Source organism: Rahnella sp. RcJ3 (genome assembly GCF_009498575.1).
Classification (GTDB): domain Bacteria; phylum Pseudomonadota; class Gammaproteobacteria; order Enterobacterales; family Enterobacteriaceae; genus Rahnella; species Rahnella aceris.
This window is the reverse complement of the sequence record NZ_QSNX01000019.1, coordinates 12,973-34,813: the sequence shown is the minus strand read 5'-3', so window position 1 is coordinate 34,813 and position 21,841 is coordinate 12,973. Positions and strand designations below refer to the sequence as shown.

The window sequence follows — 21,841 nt, the reverse complement described above, 5'->3', positions numbered from 1 at the left end:
ACACGAGAGAAATCAGCATTAGATAAAGTAATGTTAAAAGCCATGTAAAAGAAAAACTCAGTCGCCAGCTAATGGGAAACTCATTACTCTACGCGGCTACCGTTTCCTCACTGACTGATTTGTCTGGCGCACATCCATGTTACTCACCGTTCTTTATATTATTGGGATCACCGCAGAAGCCATGACCGGTGCTCTGGCTGCCGGACGTCGGAAAATGGACTCCTTTGGCGTCATTATTATTGCTGCAGCGACGGCCATTGGCGGCGGTTCTGTTCGCGACATGCTTTTAGGGCATTACCCATTGGGATGGGTTAAGCATCCGGAGTACATCGTGATTGTGGCTGTGGCCGCGCTAATGACCACCTGGCTGGCTCCTTTAATGCAACATCTGCGAAAGCTCTTTTTAGTGCTTGATGCCGTGGGGCTGGTGGTGTTTTCCATTATCGGGACACAAGTGGCCCTCGATATGGGACATGGCGCTATCATTGCTTCGGTTTGTGCGGTCATTACCGGTGTTTTTGGCGGCGTGCTGCGGGACATGATGTGTAATCAGATCCCGCTGGTCTTTCAGAAAGAAATTTATGCCGGCGTGTCATTTGCCTCAGCCTGGGTTTACATCGGGCTACAATATTTCTCACTGCCCCACAATCTGGTGGTTATTATCACGTTACTGATCGGCTTTACCGCGCGTCTTATTGCGCTGCGTTTTCGCCTTGGATTGCCTGTGTTTAATTACCCGCATTCGGACCACTAATGCGTCCTTCCTGTAGCCCGTTAGCGGAATGCAGGCAATTGCGCCTGCCTCAGAGCTTCGGTCAAAATCTCGACGTCCGGATGATGAATAAAATCAAAAACCTGAGCGGCCCGCTTTCTCCCGATCCCCTCAGTCATTTCCCAGTCGCGAGACGTCAGCTGTTTCAACCTGTTCCAGCTTTGCTGGCGTTCTGCAAATCCCAAGGCAAAAGAAGGAAATCCTATTGCTGACAGCCAGCGCCGGAAGCTCCTTTCGCGTGCAAGATGAATTTGCGCCATCAGTTTTTGCGCCTGTTTAACACCGATACCCGGAACCGCAGCCAGCTCTTTCTCGTTAAAGCTTAACCAACTGATCAGAGAATCCGCCGGGGAAGCATCCAGTAACTTTTGCCATGTGGCCCCGCCGAACCCCGCCATATCTAACGCTTCCGGCCCGCTAAGCCAGATCAGACGTGAGAGAAACTGCTGCATACAGCCCGGTTCAGGCGTAAAGCAGGAAAGTGCGTTATAGCGCGTTGGTTCAGGCAAAGGCATTTCCGTACGCTTACTTACCCGCCATGTCACTTCATCAAGGCGCGGGATCCCCTGTCCGGCCAGCGCGACAGCGACCTGATCGCCAGGAAGAACATCCCATTGTCTGAACCGGCTAACCGATCCCACACTCACCTTACTGACTAACTTATCGTCCAGCCTCAGGGGCTTCAGGTTGAGGATAACGGTCACTTTCCCGCTTCGTCCTGTGGTGGTGGTGATACCCGTGACATCGGTGAGCTCTCTGGCGGGCGGATATTTCCAGGCAACCGCCCAGACTGCGGGTTTATTTTGCCAGTATTTCCCGGCAGGCTCTTCTTGCTGACGAACAACCACACCATCCGTCACAAAAGGCAGAGGCTGGTGAAACCAGTCTTCACGCCACTTTTCCACATCTTCGACAGCGCTCACCGCATGCGTGAACTGAGCCACAACCGGAAAACCGAACTGGCTCAGCTTCTCCAGGTGGTCAGCCATAAGCGTGGGTCCATCCGGCCATGACCAGATAAAAATACCCGTCTGCTTCAGCAGGTCAGAAGCAGAAGCAGAAGCAGAAGCACGCATCATTGCACCCGCAACTTTTGATCTTGCATTCATCCCGCCATCAGCACTTTGTTGATGACCGGTCATCAACAGATAAAGCTCGCCCTGTAATATCAACTCAGGGCTCATGTCCGGGATATGCAGCGGGATCGCCGGAATTGACGCGGCTTTTACCGTCCAGTTTTGTCCTTTCTCACCATCGCCACGACTTACCAGTGCGGCCAGCTGCCCATAACGGTAAATCAGCGACACCGCTACGCCATCGATTTTGGGCTGCACCCACAGATTCTTTCGCCCTTGCATCCAGTTTGCGACAGCATGTTTATCTTTCATTTTATGCAGGCCGGTATGAGCCACCGGATGCGTAAATTCAGCATCATCACTCGCTGGCACTGTTAGTTCAGGCACCGGCTGGCTGGCACACTGTAGCCAGAGACGTTGTTTCTGACGCAAATGATCATAGACCGAATCTTCTATCGGGCTGCTGCCAGACTGATGGTAGGCTGCATCCCACTGGGTCAGCTGAGCGGTGAGATGGTGGGTTTCCTGTGTCAGGCGTTCTGATGGCCAGACAGGGCAGTCTGGCGACGGCATATTCTTACCGTAAACAGAGAAAGCAAAAGGGAACAGGCAGATGAGAAAAATAAACTGGCGCATTGGCACCTCCTTGTGAAGGCAAGTAAACGCCGGTGTAATTTTTCCTGCCAGTGGCATAACCCCTTCTTGCGAGATACCTTCCTGGTTATTTCATCTGTTGCTGCAACGAAGGAAAAATTTGGAATGCGGCACGTAAATCTGTCAGGAAAGGCTATTTTCTCTGGCAAAGTTGCGATGAAATACGTCTGGGCGCTGCACCGAATGCAGCGAGCGTGTATACTGTGCGAGAGATCACTCTTCGCATACTTCCTATCAACCCATTCAGTTGAAACGTCATCATGGTTCAAGGCACGCTATATATTGTCTCCGCCCCTAGTGGAGCAGGCAAATCAAGTCTGATTCAGGCTTTACTTAAAACACAACCGCTCTACGACACACAGGTTTCTATTTCTCATACGACCCGAGCTATACGTCCGGGCGAGAAAGATGGCGAGCATTACTTCTTTGTCGACAAAGAAGCGTTTCGCGAGATGATTGAACGTGATGCCTTTTTAGAACACGCAGAAGTTTTTGGTAACTATTACGGGACTTCGCGTGAAACCATTGAGCAGGTTTTAGCGTCGGGTGTGGATGTTTTTCTGGATATCGACTGGCAGGGCGCGCAGCAAATTCGGAAAAAAATGCCGCAGGCACGCAGTATTTTTGTCTTACCGCCATCGAAAGATGAGCTAGACCGTCGCCTGCGTGGCCGCGGGCAAGACAGCGAAGCCGTTATCGCAAAACGTATGGCACAAGCCGTAGCTGAAATGACACACTTTGCCGAATACGACTATTTAATTGTGAATGATGATTTTGATCTGGCTTTATCGGATTTAAAAACCATTATTCGCGCTGAACGTCTGCGTCTGAGCCGTCAGCGGCTCCGTCATGACGGATTAATCACCAAACTATTGGCAGACTGAAGTCACTTTCAGTATTATGCCCAGTCTTTCGTCACCCTGTGGAGTAGCACATATATGGCACGCGTAACTGTTCAAGACGCTGTTGAAAAAATTGGTAACCGTTTTGACCTGGTGTTGGTGGCTGCTCGTCGCGCACGCCAGCTGCAATCTGGTGGTAAAGATCCACTGGTCGCTGAAGAAAACGATAAAGTCACTGTAATTGCCCTGCGCGAAATCGAAGAAGGCCTGATCACCAATCAGATCCTCGACGTTCGTGACCGTCAGGAGCAACAGGAGCAGGAAGCCGCAGAGATTCAGGCAGTGACTGCCATCGCTGAAGGCCGTCGTTAATTAACGAAACGGATCTCACTTGTATATCTTTGAAAGCCTGAATCAACTGATTCAAAAATACCTGCCGGAGGAGCAAATTAAGCGCCTCGTGCAGGCTTACCTCGTGGCGCGGGACGCGCACGAGGGGCAAACACGTTCCAGCGGTGAGCCGTATATTACTCACCCGGTGGCCGTGGCATGTATTTTGGCTGAAATGAGGCTCGATCATGAGACTCTGATGGCGGCGTTATTACACGACGTTATCGAAGACACGCCTGCAACTTACCAGGACATGGAACAACTGTTTGGCAAAAGCGTTGCTGAGCTGGTTGAAGGCGTTTCAAAGTTAGACAAGCTGAAATTCCGTGATAAGAAAGAAGCGCAGGCGGAAAACTTCCGCAAAATGGTCATGGCGATGGTGCAAGATATCCGCGTCATTTTGATCAAACTCGCTGACCGTACTCATAACATGCGCACGCTGGGCTCTTTACGCCCGGACAAACGTCGCCGCATTGCCCGTGAAACGCTGGAAATTTACAGCCCGCTGGCACACCGTTTGGGTATTCATCACCTGAAAACCGAGCTCGAAGAGCTGGGCTTCGAAGCCCTTTATCCAAACCGTTATCGCGTCATCAAAGAAGTGGTGAAAGCTGCGCGTGGTAACCGTAAAGAGATGATCCAGAAAATCCTCTCTGAGATTGAAGGCCGTTTAACCGAAGCCGGCATTCAGTGCCGTGTCAGTGGTCGCGAAAAACACCTGTATTCTATCTATTGCAAAATGCACCTGAAGGAACAGCGTTTCCATTCTATTATGGATATCTACGCCTTCCGGGTGATCGTTAAAGAACTCGATACCTGTTATCGCGTGTTAGGACAGGCACATAGCCTGTACAAACCGCGTCCGGGTCGGGTTAAAGATTACATCGCCATCCCAAAAGCCAACGGCTATCAATCTTTGCATACATCACTAATCGGTCCGCATGGTGTGCCGGTTGAAGTACAGATCCGTACGGAAGATATGGATCAGATGGCGGAGATGGGGGTTGCGGCTCACTGGGCTTATAAAGAGAACAGTGAAACCAGCACCACCGCACAGATCCGTGCTCAGCGTTGGTTACAGAGTCTGCTTGAGCTGCAACAAAGTGCAGGCAACTCCTTTGAATTTATTGAGAGCGTGAAATCGGATCTGTTCCCGGACGAGATTTACGTCTTTACGCCGGAAGGTCGTATCGTCGAATTGCCTGCGGGCGCGACACCGGTCGACTTTGCTTATGCTGTGCATACCGATATCGGCCATGCCTGCGTTGGCGCGCGCGTTGACCGCCAGCCGTATCCGCTCTCGCAACCGCTGACCAGCGGACAAACTATCGAAATCATTACCGCACCGGGCGCCCGCCCGAATGCTGCCTGGCTGAACTTTGTCGTCAGCTCACGTGCACGCGCCAAAATCCGCCAGATGCTGAAGAACCTGAAACGTGATGATTCGGTTTCACTTGGCCGTCGCCTGCTGAATCATGCGCTGGGTGCCGGTAAAAAACTGTCAGACATTCCGCCGGAAAACATCAAAAACGAGCTGGATCGTATGAAGCTCGCCGCGATGGATGACCTGCTGGCGGAAATCGGTCTCGGCAATGCCATGAGCGTTGTGGTTGCCAAAAACCTGATGGGTGACCAGTCTTCAATGGCATCGTCAGGTACCCGTAATCTGCCGATTAAAGGCGCAGATGGCGTGCTGATCACGTTCGCGAAATGTTGCCGTCCGATTCCGGGTGACCCGATTATTGCCCACGTCAGTCCGGGCAAAGGGCTGGTGATCCATCATGAATCCTGCCGTAATATTCGCGGTTATCAGAAAGAACCTGAGAAATTCATGGCCGTTGACTGGGATAACCACCAGGAAACTGATCAGGAATTTATCGCTGAAATCAAAGTTGATATGTTCAACCATCAGGGCGCACTGGCGAACCTGACCGCTGCAATTAATGCCGCGCAGTCGAACATTCAGAATCTGAGCACCGAAGAAAAAGACGGTCGCGTCTACAGCGCCTTTATCCGCCTGACGACCCGCGATCGCGTTCATCTGGCGAATATCATGCGTAAAATCCGTATCATGCCGGACGTCATCAAAGTTACCCGCAACCGAAACTGATTGTTATGACCCCAGAACGTTATGCCCGCATCCGCGAAATGCTTGCGGCCCGACAGCCAGACCTGACGGTCTGTATGGAACAGGTGCATAAACCACATAACGTTTCTGCCGTCATCCGTACGGCAGACGCCGTCGGCGTTCACGAAATCCACGCTGTCTGGCCTACGACCCGAATGAAGACACTGGTCTCTTCGGCGGCAGGCAGCAACAGCTGGGTTCAGGTCAAAACACACAAAACCATTCAGGATGCCGTCGCCAAAATGAAGGCGAAGGGCATGCAAATCCTGGCAACCAACTTGTCAGAGAAAGCCGTCGACTTCCGCGCGATTGATTACACCCGCCCGACCTGCATATTGCTGGGTCAGGAGAAAACCGGTATCACACCTGAAGCGTTAGCGCTGGCTGACAGCGATATCATCATTCCGATGATCGGTATGGTGCAATCTCTGAACGTCTCCGTTGCCTCGGCGCTTATCCTGTACGAAGCACAGCGCCAGCGCGAAAACGCCGGTATGTATCGCCGCGACAGCAGTCTGCTGAGCGAGAAGGAACAGCAGCGACTGCTGTTTGAAGGCGGCTATCCCGTTCTGTCCAATGTGGCGAAGCGAAAGAAGCTTCCCCGCCCTTTCATTGACGATCACGGGCAAATCATTGCCGATGATGAATGGTGGTCGGCGATGCAAATGACGGTCAAAAAAAGATGAAAGGCCGCCTGCTCGACGCCATCCCGCTGACGTCGCTTTCCGGCGTCGGAGCCAGTCAGGCAGACAAGCTCGCCAAACTCGGCCTTGAAACTATTCAGGATTTACTGCTTCATCTTCCTTTACGCTATGAAGATCGTACCCGCCTTTACACCATCAATGATTTACAGCCCGGCATTTTCGCCACCATAGAAGGCGAAGTGTTGCGTAGTGATATCAGTTTTGGCCGCCGCAGAATGCTGACCTGTCAGATAAGTGACGGCACTGACATGGCGACGTTGCGCTTCTTCAACTTTAACGCCGCGATGAAAAACAGCCTGGCAACAGGTCGCCGTGTTACCGCTTATGGTGAAATCAAACGCGGCACGATCGGTGCTGAAATCATTCATCCGGAATACCGCATTCAGGGTGAAAACAGCGAAGTCGTTCTGCAGGAATCACTGACGCCGGTTTATCCGACAACGGAAGGTATCCGCCAGGCGACCTTGCGTAAACTGACGGATCAGGCACTTGAACTGCTCGACACCGTACCTGTCGCCGAACTGTTGCCAGAGGAACTGAGTCGTTCGCTGATCCCGCTTCCTCAGGCGCTGCATTTGCTGCACCGCCCGCCGCCAGATATCCAGCTTGCAGACCTTGAAAAAGGTCATCATCCGGCTCAACGCCGCCTGATTATGGAAGAACTTCTGGCACATAATCTCAGTATGCTGGCTGTCCGCGCCGGTACGCAGAGTTATAAAGCTCTGCCGTTGCATCATGACGACCGCCTGAAAAATCAGTTCCTCGCGTCGCTTCCTTTCAGCCCGACCGGTGCGCAAGCACGGGTTGTGGCAGAAATTGAACAGGACCTGGCAAAAAGTTATCCCATGATGCGTCTGGTGCAGGGCGACGTGGGATCAGGTAAAACGCTGGTAGCCGCCCTCGCCGCACTTTGCGCTATTGCTCAGGGCCAACAGGTCGGATTAATGGCGCCGACAGAATTGCTGGCCGAACAGCATGCCAATAATTTCCGTCAGTGGTTTGAGCCACTGGGTATTCAGGTCGGCTGGCTGGCGGGCAAACAAAAGGGTAAAGCCCGGCAGGCACAGCAGGATGCGATCGCCAGCGGACAGGTGTCGATGGTGGTGGGAACGCACGCTATCTTCCAGGAACAGGTTTTGTTCTCGTCACTGTCGCTGGTCATTATCGATGAACAGCACCGTTTCGGTGTGCATCAGCGTCTGGCGTTGTGGGAAAAAGGTCTGCAACAGGGCTTCCATCCACATCAGTTGATCATGACCGCCACGCCGATCCCACGCACACTGGCAATGACGGCTTACGCTGATCTTGATACCTCTGTGATCGACGAACTCCCGCCAGGCCGCACGCCGGTGACTACTGTCGCCATTCCGGACACCCGCCGCAGTGATATTATCAGCCGCGTCAAAAGTGCCTGCGAGCAGGAAAATCGTCAGGCTTATTGGGTGTGTACGCTGATTGAAGAATCGGAAATGCTGGAAGCGCAGGCCGCTGAAGCCACATGGGAAGGCCTGAAGGAGGCACTCCCGGCGCTGAATATTGGACTGGTTCACGGTCGTATGAAAGCCCAGGAAAAGCAGGCCGTTATGCAGGCATTCAAACAGGGTGAAGTGCAGCTTCTGGTGGCAACGACTGTCATTGAAGTCGGCGTTGACGTACCGAATGCCAGCCTGATGATTATCGAAAACCCGGAGCGTTTAGGGCTGGCGCAGTTGCACCAGTTACGTGGGCGCGTTGGACGTGGTGCCGTTGCTTCTCACTGTGTACTGCTCTACAAAACGCCGCTCAGCAAAACAGCGCAGAAACGTTTGCAGGTTTTACGCGACAGCAACGATGGCTTCGTTATCGCACAGCAGGATTTGGAAATCCGCGGGCCGGGTGAACTACTGGGCACGCGCCAGACCGGCAGCGCTGAATTTAAAGTCGCTGATTTATTACGTGATCAGGCGATGATCCCGGATGTACAGCGCATTGCGCGTTATCTGCAGCAACAATTCCCTGATCATGCCAAAGCCCTGATTGAGCGCTGGCTGCCAGAAAGAGTCCGTTACACCAACGCCTGATCTCTCTTTTCGCTCATTAACTTCATCAAATCATTATTAAAAATGATGTTTTGTTTCCAACATATTCTCTTCTCTTTTCCCTATTGTGCCCCCAAAACCACTCTCCGCACTGGTTATTTGATAACCTTCACAGAGTGGGGAAAAGCCGGTAACCGGTTTCACCTTCCGTCACTACACTGATGATAATTAAGGCAACCCTGTCTGATGTCCTCAACATAAGGCCAAATCATCATGAGTATCAGCCAATCCCTCTTCACTTTTATAGAACAGAAAATCAGCCCCTTCGCCGCACGATTATCCTCACAGCGACATGTCATGGCAGTGCGTGATGGCTTCATCTCAGCAATGCCCTTTATGATTGTTGGTTCGTTTTTACTGGTTTTTGTTCACCCGCCATTTTCGCCCGAATCTTCATGGGGCTTCGCCAGAAGCTGGCTGGCGCTCTCGGCAAAATATGAAGTGCAGATCCTGACGCCGTTCAATATGACGATGGGCATTATGTCCATCTACATCTCGGCATCGATTGCCTACAATCTGGCAAGAAGTTACAAGCTAGACCCGTTCATGACCGCAATGCTGGCGCTGATGTCTTTCCTGCTGGTCGCAGCACCGCAGATTGATGAAAAGATGTCGACGGCGGCGCTGGGCGGCGTGGGGATCTTTACGGCTATTCTGGTGGCGATTTATGTCACCGAACTGACGCGGTTATTGAAAAAATACAATATCGGTATCCGTTTACCCGAACAGGTACCTTCAAACATTAAGCATTCGTTTGATTTGCTGATCCCGATTGTGGCCGTGGTGATTACACTTTTCCCACTGAGCTTACTGGTCCAGTCAGGGTTTGATATGTTGCTGCCACAGGCGATTATGGCGCTGTTCGAACCCCTGATTTCTGCCGCAGACTCGCTGCCTGCTGTACTTCTCGCCGTGCTGATTTGCCACCTGTTGTGGTTCGCCGGCATTCATGGCTCGGCCATTGTATCTGGCATGTTGCAGGCTTTTTGGTTAACCAATCTCGGGCTGAATCAGACAGATCTCGCTGCCGGTTTACCCATGACGCACATCATGACCGAGGCATTCTGGAATTTCCTGATCGTGATTGGCGGGTCCGGCGCGACAATGGGACTGGTCCTGCTGTTTTGTCGCAGTAAGTCAGCGCATCTGCGCACCATGGGGAAACTCAGTCTGGTGCCAAGCTGTTTCAATATCAATGAGCCGGTGATTTTTGGCACACCTATCGTCATGAATCCGGTATTTTTCATCCCCTTCCTGCTGGCACCGATGGTCAATGCCGTTATCGCCTATCTGGCCGTATCGACGGATCTGCTCCCGCATATGATTTCACTGGTCCCCTGGACATCGCCGGCACCGATCGGGGCGGCCTGGGCGATGGGCTGGGATTTCAAAGTGTCGGTTCTGGTTATCCTGCTGATGGCACTGTCGATGGTAATTTATTATCCATTCTTCAAAGTCTACGAGAAGCAGTTACTGACGCAGGAAAAAGCCGCTGAGGCCGAACAGGTGTTCACTGAGAAGGCGGACGCGGCACAATAAACCCGACGGGAAGGAATCGTCAGGCACAGAAGCGATGTTTCTGTGCCTGTTTTTTTAGCTGATAGCCGGGAATACAGGCAGCATCAGATAGAGTTTAATCACAATCGCATTGGCGATATCGATGAAGAATGCGCCCACCATCGGCACCACCAGAAACGCCAGATGCGAAGGGCCAAACTGGTTGGTGATCGCCTGCATATTGGCAATGGCCGTCGGGGTGGCACCCAGCCCGAAACCACAGTGTCCTGCCGCCAACACCGCCGCATCGTAGTTTTTCCCCATCACGCGATAAGTCACGAAAATCGCGTAAAGCGCCATCGCGAGGGCTTGAACGATAAGAATTGCCATCATCGGCAAGGCAAGTGCCGCCATCTCCCACAACTTAAGGCTCATCAATGCCATGGCAAGGAACAGTGACAAACTGACGTTACCCAGCACGGATACCGCACGGTCGAAGACACGATAAAAACCGAGCCATGCCAGCATATTACTCAGGATCACACCAACGAAGAGCACGCAGACAAAGGTTGGGATTTCAAATGCCGAGCCTTGCAACAGACTGGCGGTATATGTCCCTGCCATCAGGCAAATCGCGATCAGGGCAATGGTTTCAACCATCACCAGTGGTGTAATCATCCTGCCAATCGACGGTTTCTCAAATGCGCTCGGATCGACCATATCCTCGGGGTTTCCGTTGGGGGTGGAAGAATGGCTGACCAGATAGCGCGCTACCGGCCCCCCAATAATACCGCCGAGCACCAGACCAAAAGTTGCGCAAGCCATCGCGACTTCCGTCGCATTTTCAAAGCCATAACGCTCGATAAACAGCTTGCTCCATGCCGCGCCGGTGCCGTGGCCACCTGAAAGGGTAATCGACCCCGCCAGCAACCCCATCAGCGGATCCAGCCCGAGCATTTTCGCCATTCCGATACCGATGGCATTTTGCAAAAGCAGTAAGCCCACGACGACAAACACCAGCAGAAACAGCGATTTGCCGCCTGCCCGCAGACTTGCCAGATTGGCGTTAAGACCGATCGTGGCAAAAAATGCCAGCATCAGTGGCTCTTTTAAAGACATGTCGAAACCGACTTCCCAGCCGAATATCTGGTTGGCGATCAGTAACAATAAAGCGACCAGCAAACCACCGGCAACGGGTTCAGGAATGGTGTATTTTTTGAGGAATTTGACCGACTGGACGCATTTCCGTCCTAAAAGGAGCACCAACGTGGCGGCAACCAGGGTGCCGTAGGTATCGAGTTGAATCATTGACGAACTCCATTTTAAAATAAATCCAATAAAATTATCGAGTTATAAAAACTTCACTGACATGTTTTTTCCCAGAAGCTGAATTAGAAGTCATTCAAGCTGCGTCAGGCAAGAAAAACAGGCCATAAATCCCGTCCAATCCAAAACCAGTCGAGGAATATTGCCATTAGCAAACGATTGCTTTTGTCGTTAATTTCAATAAAAATGCCCGCTTTGCCGCTTATTGGAATGCCACAGCATGAGTTCGCAAACCGCAGAACAAGAAACACAGCAACCCGATCTTTCCCGCCAGCAAAAAAGTGAACTGATTTACCGGCTCGAGGACCGCCCGCCATTACCTCAAACGTTATTCGCCGCCTGTCAGCATTTGCTGGCGATGTTTGTTGCGGTAATCACACCAGCACTACTGATTTGCCAGGCGCTGGGTTTGCCCGCGCAGGACACGCAGCACATCATCAGCATGTCGCTGTTCGCCTCCGGCCTGGCTTCTATTTTGCAGATTAAAACCTGGGGACCGGTCGGCTCGGGTTTACTCTCGATTCAGGGCACCAGCTTTAACTTTGTTGCGCCGCTGATCATGGGCGGAATGGCGCTGAAAAATGGCGGTGCGGATGTGCCGACCATGATGGCGGCGCTGTTCGGCACCCTGATGCTGGCTTCCTGCACTGAAATCATTCTTTCCCGTTTCCTGCATCTCGCACGTCGCATCATTACGCCGCTGGTTTCCGGCATCGTGGTGATGATTATCGGGCTGTCGCTGATTCAGGTCGGTCTGACGTCTATCGGCGGCGGTTATGCGGCCATGAGCGATCACACATTCGGGGCACCGAAAAATCTGCTGCTGGCTGCCGTCGTGCTGGTAGTGATTGTTCTGCTGAACCGTCAACGTAACCCTTACCTGCGTGTCGCCTCTCTGGTTATCGCCATGGCGGTGGGTTATCTGGTGGCCTGGATGACGGGCATGTTGCCAACCGTTGCGCCAGCCGCGCAAAGCAACTGGATAACATTACCAACGCCGCTGTATTACGGACTGGGTTTTGACTGGAATTTGCTGATCCCGCTGATGCTGATTTTCATGGTGACATCGCTGGAAACCATCGGTGATATTACCGCAACCTCGGACGTTTCTGAGCAACCGGTCAGCGGCCCGCTGTACATGAAGCGCATCAAAGGCGGCGTTCTGGCCAATGGCCTGAACTCGATGCTTTCTGCTGTATTTAACACCTTCCCGAATTCCTGCTTCGGGCAGAACAACGGCGTCATTCAACTGACCGGCGTTGCCAGCCGCTATGTCGGTTTTGTGGTCGCGCTGATGCTGATCATCCTCGGGCTGTTCCCGGCTGTTGCGGGATTTGTGCAGCATATTCCTGAACCGGTACTGGGCGGCGCGACCATCGTGATGTTCGGTACCATTGCCGCTTCGGGTGTGCGCATTGTTTCCCGCGAGCGTCTGAATCGCCGCGCGATTATGATCATGGCGCTTTCTCTCGCCGTCGGTATGGGTGTTTCTCAGCAGCCGCTGATCCTGCAATTCGCACCGGACTGGCTGAAAACCCTTCTCTCTTCTGGCATTGCAGCGGGCGGCATTACTGCGATTGTTCTGAATCTGGTTTTCCCTCACGAGAAGTAAAAGCAGGATGTAATCCGCGTGCAACAGCGGCAGAGGGTCTGGAACCTCTGCCGCTTTTTATTGCCTCCATTTGGCTAACCTGTTGAGAAAATTCGCTGTTTGCGGCATAAACAAAGAATCTTTTTCCATTTTCCCGTTACAGGGCTCCAGACGATGAGATTTATCGGTAAAATTTTGCTGACGTTCGCCTTACTTCTGGTGCTGGCGATCGTGCTGGTGTACGTCCTATTACAAACCCGCTGGGCTGCTGGCTGGGTCAGCCGCTGGGTCAGCAATAACAGCGAGTACCGTCTCTCCGTGGAGAAACTCGACCATAACTGGTCGTCGCCGGGTCGGGTGACGTTAACCAATGTCATCTTCGGGCAGAAGAATCAGCCGGAAGTGCTGAATGCCGGTGAAGTTGATCTGGATTTAAGCTGGCGTCAGATCACCGAGCCACGCTTTTTCGATCGCGTCGTGCTGGTCAGCGGACGCCTCAATGTCAGTCCTTCGTCAATGAATTTGCCATTGCAGGCCAATACCCTGCAACTGAGTAAAATGGCGCTCACCGGCAATACCGCTGGCTTAGACATTCAGGGTCAGCAGATTAACGCCGGTATTTCGCCGTGGCAGCCAAAACCCAATCAGCTTTTAGGCGATAAGGCAGACTTCCAGCTGAGCGCCGCCAGCCTGACGGTCAACGGACTGCCGGCCGAAAATGTGCTGATTCAGGGCAACATCAATAATAAGAATCTGACGCTGAGTAATTTTGGCGGCGATCTGGCTCGCGGTCAGTTAACGGGTAAAGCGACGCAGGCCGCCGATGGCAGCTGGAACATAGAAAACCTGCGACTGAGCAATGTGCGTCTGCAAACCTCGAAACCGCTTTCTGCTTTCTTCGACGACTTCCAGACCCTGCCAAAAGTGACTATTCAGCGACTTGATCTGATCGACGCGCGTTTGCAGGGAACAGACTGGGCATTCAGCGACGTTGATTTGTCCGTGCAGGATCTGACGCTCGAAAAAGGCGACTGGCAAAGTGATGACGGCGAAATCACCCTGAATGCGACGGATATGATTGATGGAAACCTGCATATTCAGGATCCGATCATCAGCCTCGACCTTTCGCCGCAGGGCATTGCGATCAAACAAGCTACGGCGCGCTGGGAGCGCAGTTTATTGCGCACGACCGGCAACTGGCTGCGCGCCAACAAACGCCTTCAGCTTGATGAAGTGTCTGTTGCGGGGCTGGAATACACCTTGCCGGAAAACTGGAAACAACTCTGGAATCAGGCACTGCCGGATTCGCTGTCTGAAGTCTTTATCAGCCGGTTCATTGCTAACCGGAACCTGATTATTGATATCAATCCGCAGTTCCCCTTCCAGCTGACGGCACTTGATGGCCTCGGCAATAACCTGTTGCTGGCGCGTAATCATCAGTGGGGGATCTGGAGCGGTAAGCTGAATCTGAATGCAAGTGAAGCCACATTTAACCGCAATGACGTGCGCCGTCCTTCCATCACCCTGGAGGCGAACGACCGTCAGGTGAATATTTCTGAGCTGAGCGCCTTTACCAAAGAAGGATTGCTGGAAGCCAGTGCGACGGTTGATCAGCAGCCGCAGCGTCATTTCTCTGTGAAGATGACCGCCCGCTCAGTACCGGCGAATCAGCTGGAAAACTGGGGATGGCCACATGTGGCGCTGGAAGGTAACGCTAATATGCAGCTGAATCTGCAAGGACAGATGCCGGCAAACGTGGATTACAAACCCACGCTCAGCGGGACATTGCAGATAAACGGCAGCCAGACAATTGACCAGAGAATGGTAAACGGGTTGGTTTCCGGTACGCCAGCATCTGCTACTCCTTAATCCAGGCATCACCAAAAATGCAAAAGGCACCGCAATGGCGGTGCCTTTTATTTTGGGTAGAAACCAATCAGTTAATTTCAGGCTCCAGCGGTGCGCCGGGCGCGGCGGGCAATACCAGATAGGTGCCTTCAAACACCGCGCCGTCTGTCTCATCGCCGTATAAATTCACTTCGAGTTGCACGCGTGCTTTCCGCCCGCGAGCCAGACGGTCGAGATCACCGCGGACAGAGCCCAGGTCGGCAACGGCACGCGGCCTGCCGGTCACCGGCATGCTGTAACGGATATGCGCATCCGCCAGCACAATGGTGCCGCCCAGATGGCGCTCACGCAGCAGCAGCCAGATCAGCCCCCAGCCGGTCAGCGTTGCCAGCGAAAACAAACTGCCAGCGAACAATGTATGGTGCGGATTCTGGTTGCCCGTTTCCGGCATCGTGGTGACAAATCGCTGGCCGGTGTACTGACTGATACGCACGCCCATTTTTTCACTGAGCGGGATGTGGTCATACCAGGCCTGCTGAAGCTGACCGCACCAGTCAGGGCGATGCAGAATATCATCCAGCGTTTCGATGGGTTTTATCATCAGGAAGTGGCGAACCGGGGTTGTTTGCGGCGTGGTGATTTCGCCCTGATTCACAAAACCCAGTTTGGCAAAGAAATCCACGGCATCTTCGCGGGCGCTACAGACCACTCGTTTCACCCCTTCCTGACGCGCCACAGACTCCAGGGTCATCGCGACCAGCGTTCCCAGCCCTTTGTCTTGTACATTTGGATCAACCGCCAGAAAGCGGATAGAGGCTTCATTATCGGCATTGATGTATAAACGGCCAACCGCCACCGGTTCGCCCTCCTCATCAACCACCATCTGGTGATGTGCGATGGAATCGTAGGCATCACGCTCTGAACCCTCCGGCTGATGCAACGGTTTACGCAGCATTTCCCAACGGAATCGGTAATAGGCGGCCAGTTCTTTTTCGGTCGTTGGTACTCTCAGATGATACATAGATGCTTTCTCTCCGGCGTTATGCCTTATAGATCAGACTTGTAGCCAGAAGGTCACCGGCCCGTCGTTCACCAGTGCCACTTTCATATCCGCTGCAAAGCGTCCGGTTTCGGTAGCAATGCCCTTTTCCCGGCACTGCCCGCAAAAATACTGATATAACCGATCCGCTTCCTGTGGCTCAGCCCCGCGCGAGAACCCAGGACGCATGCCTTTTTGTGTGTCCGCCGCCAGCGTGAACTGCGACACCACCAGCAGGCTGCCACCGGCCTGCTGCACGTTCAGATTCATCTTGTCATTTTCGTCACCGAAGATTCGGTACCCGATCACCCGTTCACAAAGGCGTTTGGCTTTTTGTTCGTCATCGCCCTGTTCAACGCCCAGTAAAACCAGTAACCCCGGTCCTATCTGGCCACAGATTTCGCCATCGATCGTAACGCTGGCATTCAATACCCGCTGAATTAACGCAATCATACAAATCCTTCGGACTGATTATTCTTCTGCCCTATGTTGAGCAGACTGCAATTTTCTTAGAGAACGGTACTCGCCCAGCGTGACGGTAATTTCCGCCCCAAGAAGAACGATACACCAGCTGACATAGACCCAGAGAAATAAAATGGGGATCACCGCCAGTACACCGTAAATCAACTGATATGACGGGAAAAGCTGAATGTATAAGGTGAAGATTTTTTTACTCAACTCGAATAATACGCCGGAGACCAGCGCGCCGATCAGGGCATCTTTTGCCGGCACTCTGACCGTCGGGACTACCTGATAGAGCAGCCAGAATGTCACCCAGGAGATCAGCAAGGGCAGAATGCGCAGCGCGTGGTCGATCACCGAATGCACACCGCTGATGTTCAGCCAGTTCAGGGAGAGCAGATATGAGCTGACAGCCACGCTGGCCACCAGCAGAATTGGCCCGAGCGTTAACACCATCCAGTACACAGCGAAAGAAAACACAATCGGACGCGTGGTTTTGCTGTCCCAGATTTTGTTCAGCACGCTGTCTACCGAGGCTATCAGAAGTAGCGCGGTGACGATTAATCCACAGGTGCCCACGGCCGTCATTTTGCTGGAGTTGGCAACAAACTGTTCCAGATAACGCTGGATTGTATTCCCGGTCGCTGGCATGAAGTTGGAAAAAATGAATGTTTTCAGCTGCATGCTGATTTCTGAAAAAACGGGGAATAATGCAAAAAGTGAAAATACCACGGCGATCAGCGGCACGAGCGATAGCAAAGAGACATAGGCCAGATGGCCCGCCAGAAGCGTCAGGCCATCTTTATCCGAACGCTTTAAAAGCAGGCGCGTAAATTTCCACAACGATTTTAGGTAGTGGCTCAGTGCCCTTTTCTGCATCCTTACATCCTTCAGGAAAAGTATTTCGGTACCGTCTGGTTATCTTCTACCCATACAGCCTCAATGCCAGCATTCCGGGCGGCTTCGATATTTTCAGCAACATCATCAAAGAACACGGCCTGGTCGGCGGTGAATCCTTCTTTCTCCAGAACATGCCGGAAAATTTCGGGCTCCGGTTTGCGCATACCCAAATTTTGCGAGAGGTACATCGCGTCGGTATTGGCTTCGATTTCAGGATAATGATGAGGCCAGAAATCCAGATGTAAGCGGTTGGTATTAGAAAGCACGACGACACGATGACCTTCTTCGCGCAGTTTCTGAAACAGGGCAATGACCTCAGGACGCAGACCAACAAACACCGCATGCCAGCCCGCACTGAATTGTTCAAAGCTTAGTGCGATACCCATTTCATGACATAAATCGGCAGCAAACTGTTCGTCGCTGATTTCACCACGCTCGTGTTTCTGGAACACCTCGCCCATTGAAAACCGCTCGGTCAGCGTCGCCAGCGGGGTGCCACTCAGATGGCTCCACACCCCAAGCACTCGTTTGAAATCAATATCAATAATGACGTTTCCCATATCAAAAATGTACAGCATTGCACGCTCCTGATTTCAAAGATGACAGTTAACTTTAGCGGTAAAACGTACAAGTGAACAGGGGCAACGCGACGGGGCGTAACGAACGGAGGAGAAAAAAACATAAAAAAAACAGGGTACCCGAAGGCACCCTGTTTCTGTGTAACGGCAAACGTTAAAGAAGATTAACCTTCTTTAGGACCACGCATTGCACGTTTACGATCGTTCTCGGTCAGGTGACGTTTACGGATACGCACAGACAGAGGAGTCACTTCGACCAGTTCGTCATCATCGATGAATTCCAGAGCTTGCTCCAGAGACATTTTGATAGCAGGAACCAGAGTCGTTGCTTCGTCAGTACCGGACGCACGCATGTTAGTCAGTTTCTTACCGGTCAGGCAGTTCACGGTCAGGTCGTTAGAACGTGAGTGAATACCGATAATCTGGCCTTCATACACTTCTGCGCCGTGGCCCAGGAACAATTTACCGCGGTCTTGCAAGCTGAACAGTGCGAACGCAACAGCTTTACCCTGACCGTTGGAGATCAGCACGCCGTTCTGACGCTGGCCGATTTCGCCCGGACGAACGTCATCGTAGTGGCTGAACGTGGAGTACAGCAGACCGGTACCGGAAGTCATGGTCATGAATTCGGTACGGAAGCCGATCAGGCCACGTGCTGGGATCAGGTAATCAAGACGGATACGACCTTTGCCGTCTGGGATCATGTCTTTGACATCGCCTTTACGCTCACCCATGGCCTGCATAACAGAACCCTGGTGTTGCTCTTCGATATCCAGTGTCACGTTCTCGAATGGCTCTTGCATGCGGCCATCGATTTTACGGTTGATTACTTTAGGACGGGAAACCGCCAGCTCGAAACCTTCACGACGCATATTTTCGATCAGAACCGACAGGTGAAGTTCACCACGGCCTGAAACACGGAATGCATCAGCATCTTCAGTTTCTTCAACACGCAATGCAACGTTGTGCACCAGCTCTTTGTTCAGACGGTCAAGGATCTGACGTGAAGTCACATACTTACCTTCTTTACCACAGAACGGAGAGGTGTTTACGTTGAAGTACATGGTTACTGTTGGTTCATCAACGCTCAGCGCAGGCAGAGCTTCAACATTCGCCGGATCACAGATTGTGTCGGAAATGTTCAGTTCGCCCAGGCCGGTGATTGCGATGATGTCGCCCGCTTCAGCAACGGTGGCTTCGATACGCTCAAGACCCATGTGGGTCAGAACTTTACCGACTTTACCGTTGCGGGTTTTGCCTTCGCTGTCGATGACAGTGATTTGCTGGTTAGGCTTAACGGTACCGCGTTTGATGCGGCCGATGCCGATGACGCCAACATAGTTGTTGTAGTCCAGCTGAGAGATTTGCATCTGGAACGGTGCTTCCATCTCAACTTGTGGCGGAGATACGTGGTCAACGATCGCCTGGTACAGCGGGGTCATGTCTTCGGCCATATCGTTATGGTCGTTACCCGCGATACCCATCAGTGCTGATGCATAGATGATTGGGAAATCGAGTTGTTCGTCGGTTGCGTCCAGGTTTACAAACAGGTCGAAGACCTGATCGACAACCCAGTCAGGACGCGCGCCAGGGCGGTCAACCTTGTTGATTACCACGATCGGTTTCAGACCATTAGCGAAGGCTTTTTTGGTCACGAAACGGGTTTGCGGCATTGGGCCATCCATTGCATCCACAACCAGCAGCACCGAGTCGACCATTGACATCACACGCTCTACCTCACCGCCGAAGTCGGCGTGTCCTGGGGTATCCACGATGTTGATGCGGTAGTCTTTCCAATTAATGGCGGTGTTTTTTGCGAGGATGGTAATCCCACGCTCTTTCTCCAAATCGTTGGAGTCCATTACGCGTTCAGTGGCTTCTACACGCTCTCCGAAAGTACCGGATTGTTGCAGCAGCTTGTCGACCAGGGTGGTTTTACCATGGTCAACGTGGGCAATAATGGCGATGTTACGCAAATTTTCGATCACAGCTTTGCCTCAGGCATTAGAAATAGCGCGCTATTGTACACGTATTAAGCGAGGTTCTAAACAAGATCACAAGGATCTTGTTGAAACAACTTATGGATGGCTACTTTGTGATCCCTTTCACGGTGCAAAAAGACCACTGAACCATTATGACGCACCATTATAGTGCTTTCACTCTCACAGTTAGCACCATTTTAGTGCGAGAATTCCGTTATGGTGCATACTTGTCGAGTGCAAAAGCCCTGTAAAATGGCGTTGTTTGCATTTTCTCAAAGTTGGCACAGTTTTCGCTAATAGTTTTTAGAGTAAAAGTTTTTTAGGGTAAAAAATTTTTTACAGGGTGAAGAGCCTGACCAGACAAATAATAGCGCTGTTCAGTCTACACGCCAGTTCCAGTAAGGCTGTTATTTCCAACTAAAGACCAAAAATGGTTATTCGTTCCACGACGATAATGAGAAATTCGGGAGAACTAGTATGTCCGCTGAACACGTTTTGACGATGCTGAATGAGCATGAAGTGAAATTCGTAGATTTACGCTTCACTGATACCAAAGGCAAAGAACAGCACGTCACCATTCCTGCGCACCAGGTTAGCGCTGACTTCTTCGAAGAAGGCAAAATGTTTGACGGCTCTTCAATCGGTGGCTGGAAAGGCATTAACGAATCTGACATGGTCTTGATGCCAGATGCGAGCACTGCTGTTCTTGACCCATTCTACGAAGAAACTACCCTGATCATTCGTTGCGACATCCTTGAGCCAACCACGCTGCAAGGTTATGACCGCGATCCACGTTCTACCGCAAAACGTGCAGAAGATTTCCTGCGCTCTTCCGGTATTGCGGACACCGTTCTGTTCGGGCCAGAGCCAGAATTCTTCCTGTTTGATGATGTGCGCTTCGGCAGCAGCATCTCCGGTTCTCACGTCGCTATCGATGATATCGAAGGCGCATGGAACTCAAGCACCAAATACGAAGGCGGCAACAAAGGCCACCGTCCTGCAGTAAAAGGCGGTTACTTCCCGGTTCCTCCGGTCGACTCCTCTCAGGATCTGCGTTCTACCATGTGTCTGACCATGGAAGAAATGGGTCTGGTTGTTGAAGCTCACCACCACGAAGTGGCAACCGCTGGTCAGAACGAAGTGGCAACCCGCTTCAACACCCTGACTAAAAAAGCTGACGAAATCCAAATCTACAAATACGTGGTTCACAACGTGGCTCACGCATTTGGCAAAACTGCGACCTTCATGCCAAAACCAATGTTTGGCGATAACGGTTCAGGTATGCACTGCCACATGTCTCTGTCCAAGAACGGTAACAACCTGTTCGCTGGCGACAAATACGGCGGCCTGTCTGAAATGGCACTGTTCTACATCGGCGGTATCATTAAGCACGCTAAAGCAATCAACGCCTACGCTAACCCGACCACCAACTCCTACAAGCGTCTGGTCCCGGGCTACGAAGCGCCAGTAATGCTGGCTTACTCTGCGCGTAACCGTTCTGCATCCATCCGTATTCCACACGTATCAACGCCTAAAGCGATGCGTATCGAAGCACGTTTCCCTGATCCAGCGGCTAACCCATACCTGGCGTTTGCTGCACTGATGATGGCTGGCCTGGACGGTATCATCAACAAGATCCACCCTGGCGATGCGATGGACAAAAACCTGTATGACCTGCCACCGGAAGAAGAAGCAGAAATTCCAAAAGTTGCAGGTTCACTGGAAGAAGCCCTGAACGCACTGAACGAAGACCGCGAGTTCCTGACCCGTGGTGGCGTGTTCACTGACGACGCTATCGATGCTTATATCGGTCTGCGTAAAGAAGAAATGGACCGCGTGCGCATGACTCCGCATCCGGTTGAGTTCGAACTGTACTACAGCGTTTAATTTTTCGATTAAACCGGACTCAGCGCTCGTCTTCGGGCTGGCGCTGAGGGTAATACCCGACTGAAGGCCTGTGTTCACAAACCCTTC

The 21,841-nt window shown here is 52.1% G+C and carries 17 protein-coding genes; 10 read left to right on the top strand and 7 right to left on the bottom strand.

Annotation, left to right across the window (positions count from 1 at the left end; all coding sequences use genetic code 11):
- The first annotated feature begins 136 nt into the window (after positions 1 to 136).
- Positions 137 to 754, top strand: coding sequence for a trimeric intracellular cation channel family protein (locus DXU84_RS20490; RefSeq protein WP_013577636.1), 618 nt, complete (start codon positions 137 to 139; stop codon positions 752 to 754).
- Between the two features lie 20 nt (positions 755 to 774).
- On the opposite strand, the gene ligB is transcribed toward DXU84_RS20490, so the two are convergent.
- On the bottom strand, positions 775 to 2,484 hold the full coding sequence (gene ligB, locus DXU84_RS20485; RefSeq protein WP_153376597.1) for an NAD-dependent DNA ligase LigB: 1,710 nt from the start codon (positions 2,482 to 2,484) through the stop codon (positions 775 to 777).
- A gap of 278 nt (positions 2,485 to 2,762) precedes the next feature.
- Here ligB and gmk point away from each other — a divergent pair, with 278 nt between their 5' ends.
- From gmk to DXU84_RS20455, 6 genes are all read left to right on the top strand, one after another.
- On the top strand, positions 2,763 to 3,386 hold the full coding sequence (gene gmk, locus DXU84_RS20480; RefSeq protein ID WP_013577638.1) for a guanylate kinase: 624 nt from the start codon (positions 2,763 to 2,765) through the stop codon (positions 3,384 to 3,386).
- Positions 3,387 to 3,440: 54 nt separating this feature from the next.
- Positions 3,441 to 3,716: a DNA-directed RNA polymerase subunit omega gene (rpoZ, locus tag DXU84_RS20475; RefSeq protein WP_013577639.1), complete on the top strand. Its 276-nt coding sequence runs from the start codon at positions 3,441 to 3,443 to the stop codon at positions 3,714 to 3,716.
- A 19-nt stretch (positions 3,717 to 3,735) separates the two neighbouring features.
- A complete protein-coding gene (spoT, locus tag DXU84_RS20470) occupies positions 3,736 to 5,844 on the top strand; it encodes a bifunctional GTP diphosphokinase/guanosine-3',5'-bis pyrophosphate 3'-pyrophosphohydrolase (RefSeq protein WP_013577640.1) in 2,109 nt (702 codons plus the stop codon).
- 5 nt (positions 5,845 to 5,849) lie between these two features.
- On the top strand, positions 5,850 to 6,548 hold the full coding sequence (trmH, locus tag DXU84_RS20465; RefSeq protein WP_013577641.1) for a tRNA (guanosine(18)-2'-O)-methyltransferase TrmH: 699 nt from the start codon (positions 5,850 to 5,852) through the stop codon (positions 6,546 to 6,548).
- A complete protein-coding gene (gene recG / locus DXU84_RS20460) occupies positions 6,545 to 8,626 on the top strand; it encodes an ATP-dependent DNA helicase RecG (protein ID WP_153376596.1) in 2,082 nt (693 codons plus the stop codon). The genes trmH and recG overlap by 4 nt, the downstream gene beginning before the upstream one ends.
- A 231-nt stretch (positions 8,627 to 8,857) precedes the next feature.
- Complete coding sequence (locus DXU84_RS20455; RefSeq protein ID WP_037035566.1) at positions 8,858 to 10,183, top strand: PTS sugar transporter subunit IIC; 1,326 nt, start codon at positions 8,858 to 8,860, stop codon at positions 10,181 to 10,183.
- A 54-nt stretch (positions 10,184 to 10,237) separates the two neighbouring features.
- On the opposite strand, the gene gltS is transcribed toward DXU84_RS20455, so the two are convergent.
- Complete coding sequence (gene gltS / locus DXU84_RS20450; RefSeq protein ID WP_037035567.1) at positions 10,238 to 11,449, bottom strand: sodium/glutamate symporter; 1,212 nt, start codon at positions 11,447 to 11,449, stop codon at positions 10,238 to 10,240.
- 238 nt (positions 11,450 to 11,687) lie between these two features.
- On the opposite strand from gltS, the gene DXU84_RS20445 reads away from it, so the two are divergent.
- Together DXU84_RS20445 and DXU84_RS20440 are read left to right on the top strand one after the other, a co-directional pair.
- Complete coding sequence (locus DXU84_RS20445) at positions 11,688 to 13,079, top strand: NCS2 family protein (RefSeq protein ID WP_013577645.1); 1,392 nt, start codon at positions 11,688 to 11,690, stop codon at positions 13,077 to 13,079.
- A 153-nt stretch (positions 13,080 to 13,232) separates the two neighbouring features.
- Positions 13,233 to 14,927, top strand: coding sequence for an AsmA family protein (locus DXU84_RS20440; RefSeq protein WP_112197357.1), 1,695 nt, complete (start codon positions 13,233 to 13,235; stop codon positions 14,925 to 14,927).
- Positions 14,928 to 14,994: 67 nt separating this feature from the next.
- On the opposite strand, the gene fabY is transcribed toward DXU84_RS20440, so the two are convergent.
- The 5 genes from fabY to typA form a co-directional block, all read right to left on the bottom strand.
- The gene (gene fabY / locus DXU84_RS20435) at positions 14,995 to 15,927 is read right to left on the bottom strand and encodes a fatty acid biosynthesis protein FabY (protein WP_013577647.1); all 933 of its coding nucleotides are present in this window, start codon (positions 15,925 to 15,927) and stop codon (positions 14,995 to 14,997) included.
- Between the two features lie 33 nt (positions 15,928 to 15,960).
- Complete coding sequence (gene dtd / locus DXU84_RS20430) at positions 15,961 to 16,398, bottom strand: D-aminoacyl-tRNA deacylase (protein ID WP_015699247.1); 438 nt, start codon at positions 16,396 to 16,398, stop codon at positions 15,961 to 15,963.
- An 18-nt stretch (positions 16,399 to 16,416) separates the two neighbouring features.
- Positions 16,417 to 17,286 (bottom strand): virulence factor BrkB family protein, encoded by an 870-nt coding sequence (locus tag DXU84_RS20425; RefSeq protein ID WP_013577649.1) that lies wholly within the window; start codon positions 17,284 to 17,286, stop codon positions 16,417 to 16,419.
- Between the two features lie 11 nt (positions 17,287 to 17,297).
- A complete protein-coding gene (gene yihX, locus DXU84_RS20420) occupies positions 17,298 to 17,885 on the bottom strand; it encodes a glucose-1-phosphatase (RefSeq protein WP_013577650.1) in 588 nt (195 codons plus the stop codon).
- A 164-nt stretch (positions 17,886 to 18,049) separates the two neighbouring features.
- A complete protein-coding gene (typA, locus tag DXU84_RS20415) occupies positions 18,050 to 19,873 on the bottom strand; it encodes a ribosome-dependent GTPase TypA (protein WP_013577651.1) in 1,824 nt (607 codons plus the stop codon).
- A gap of 471 nt (positions 19,874 to 20,344) precedes the next feature.
- On the opposite strand from typA, the gene glnA reads away from it, so the two are divergent.
- Positions 20,345 to 21,754: a glutamate--ammonia ligase gene (gene glnA, locus DXU84_RS20410; RefSeq protein ID WP_013577652.1), complete on the top strand. Its 1,410-nt coding sequence runs from the start codon at positions 20,345 to 20,347 to the stop codon at positions 21,752 to 21,754.
- Positions 21,755 to 21,841: the final 87 nt, after the last annotated feature.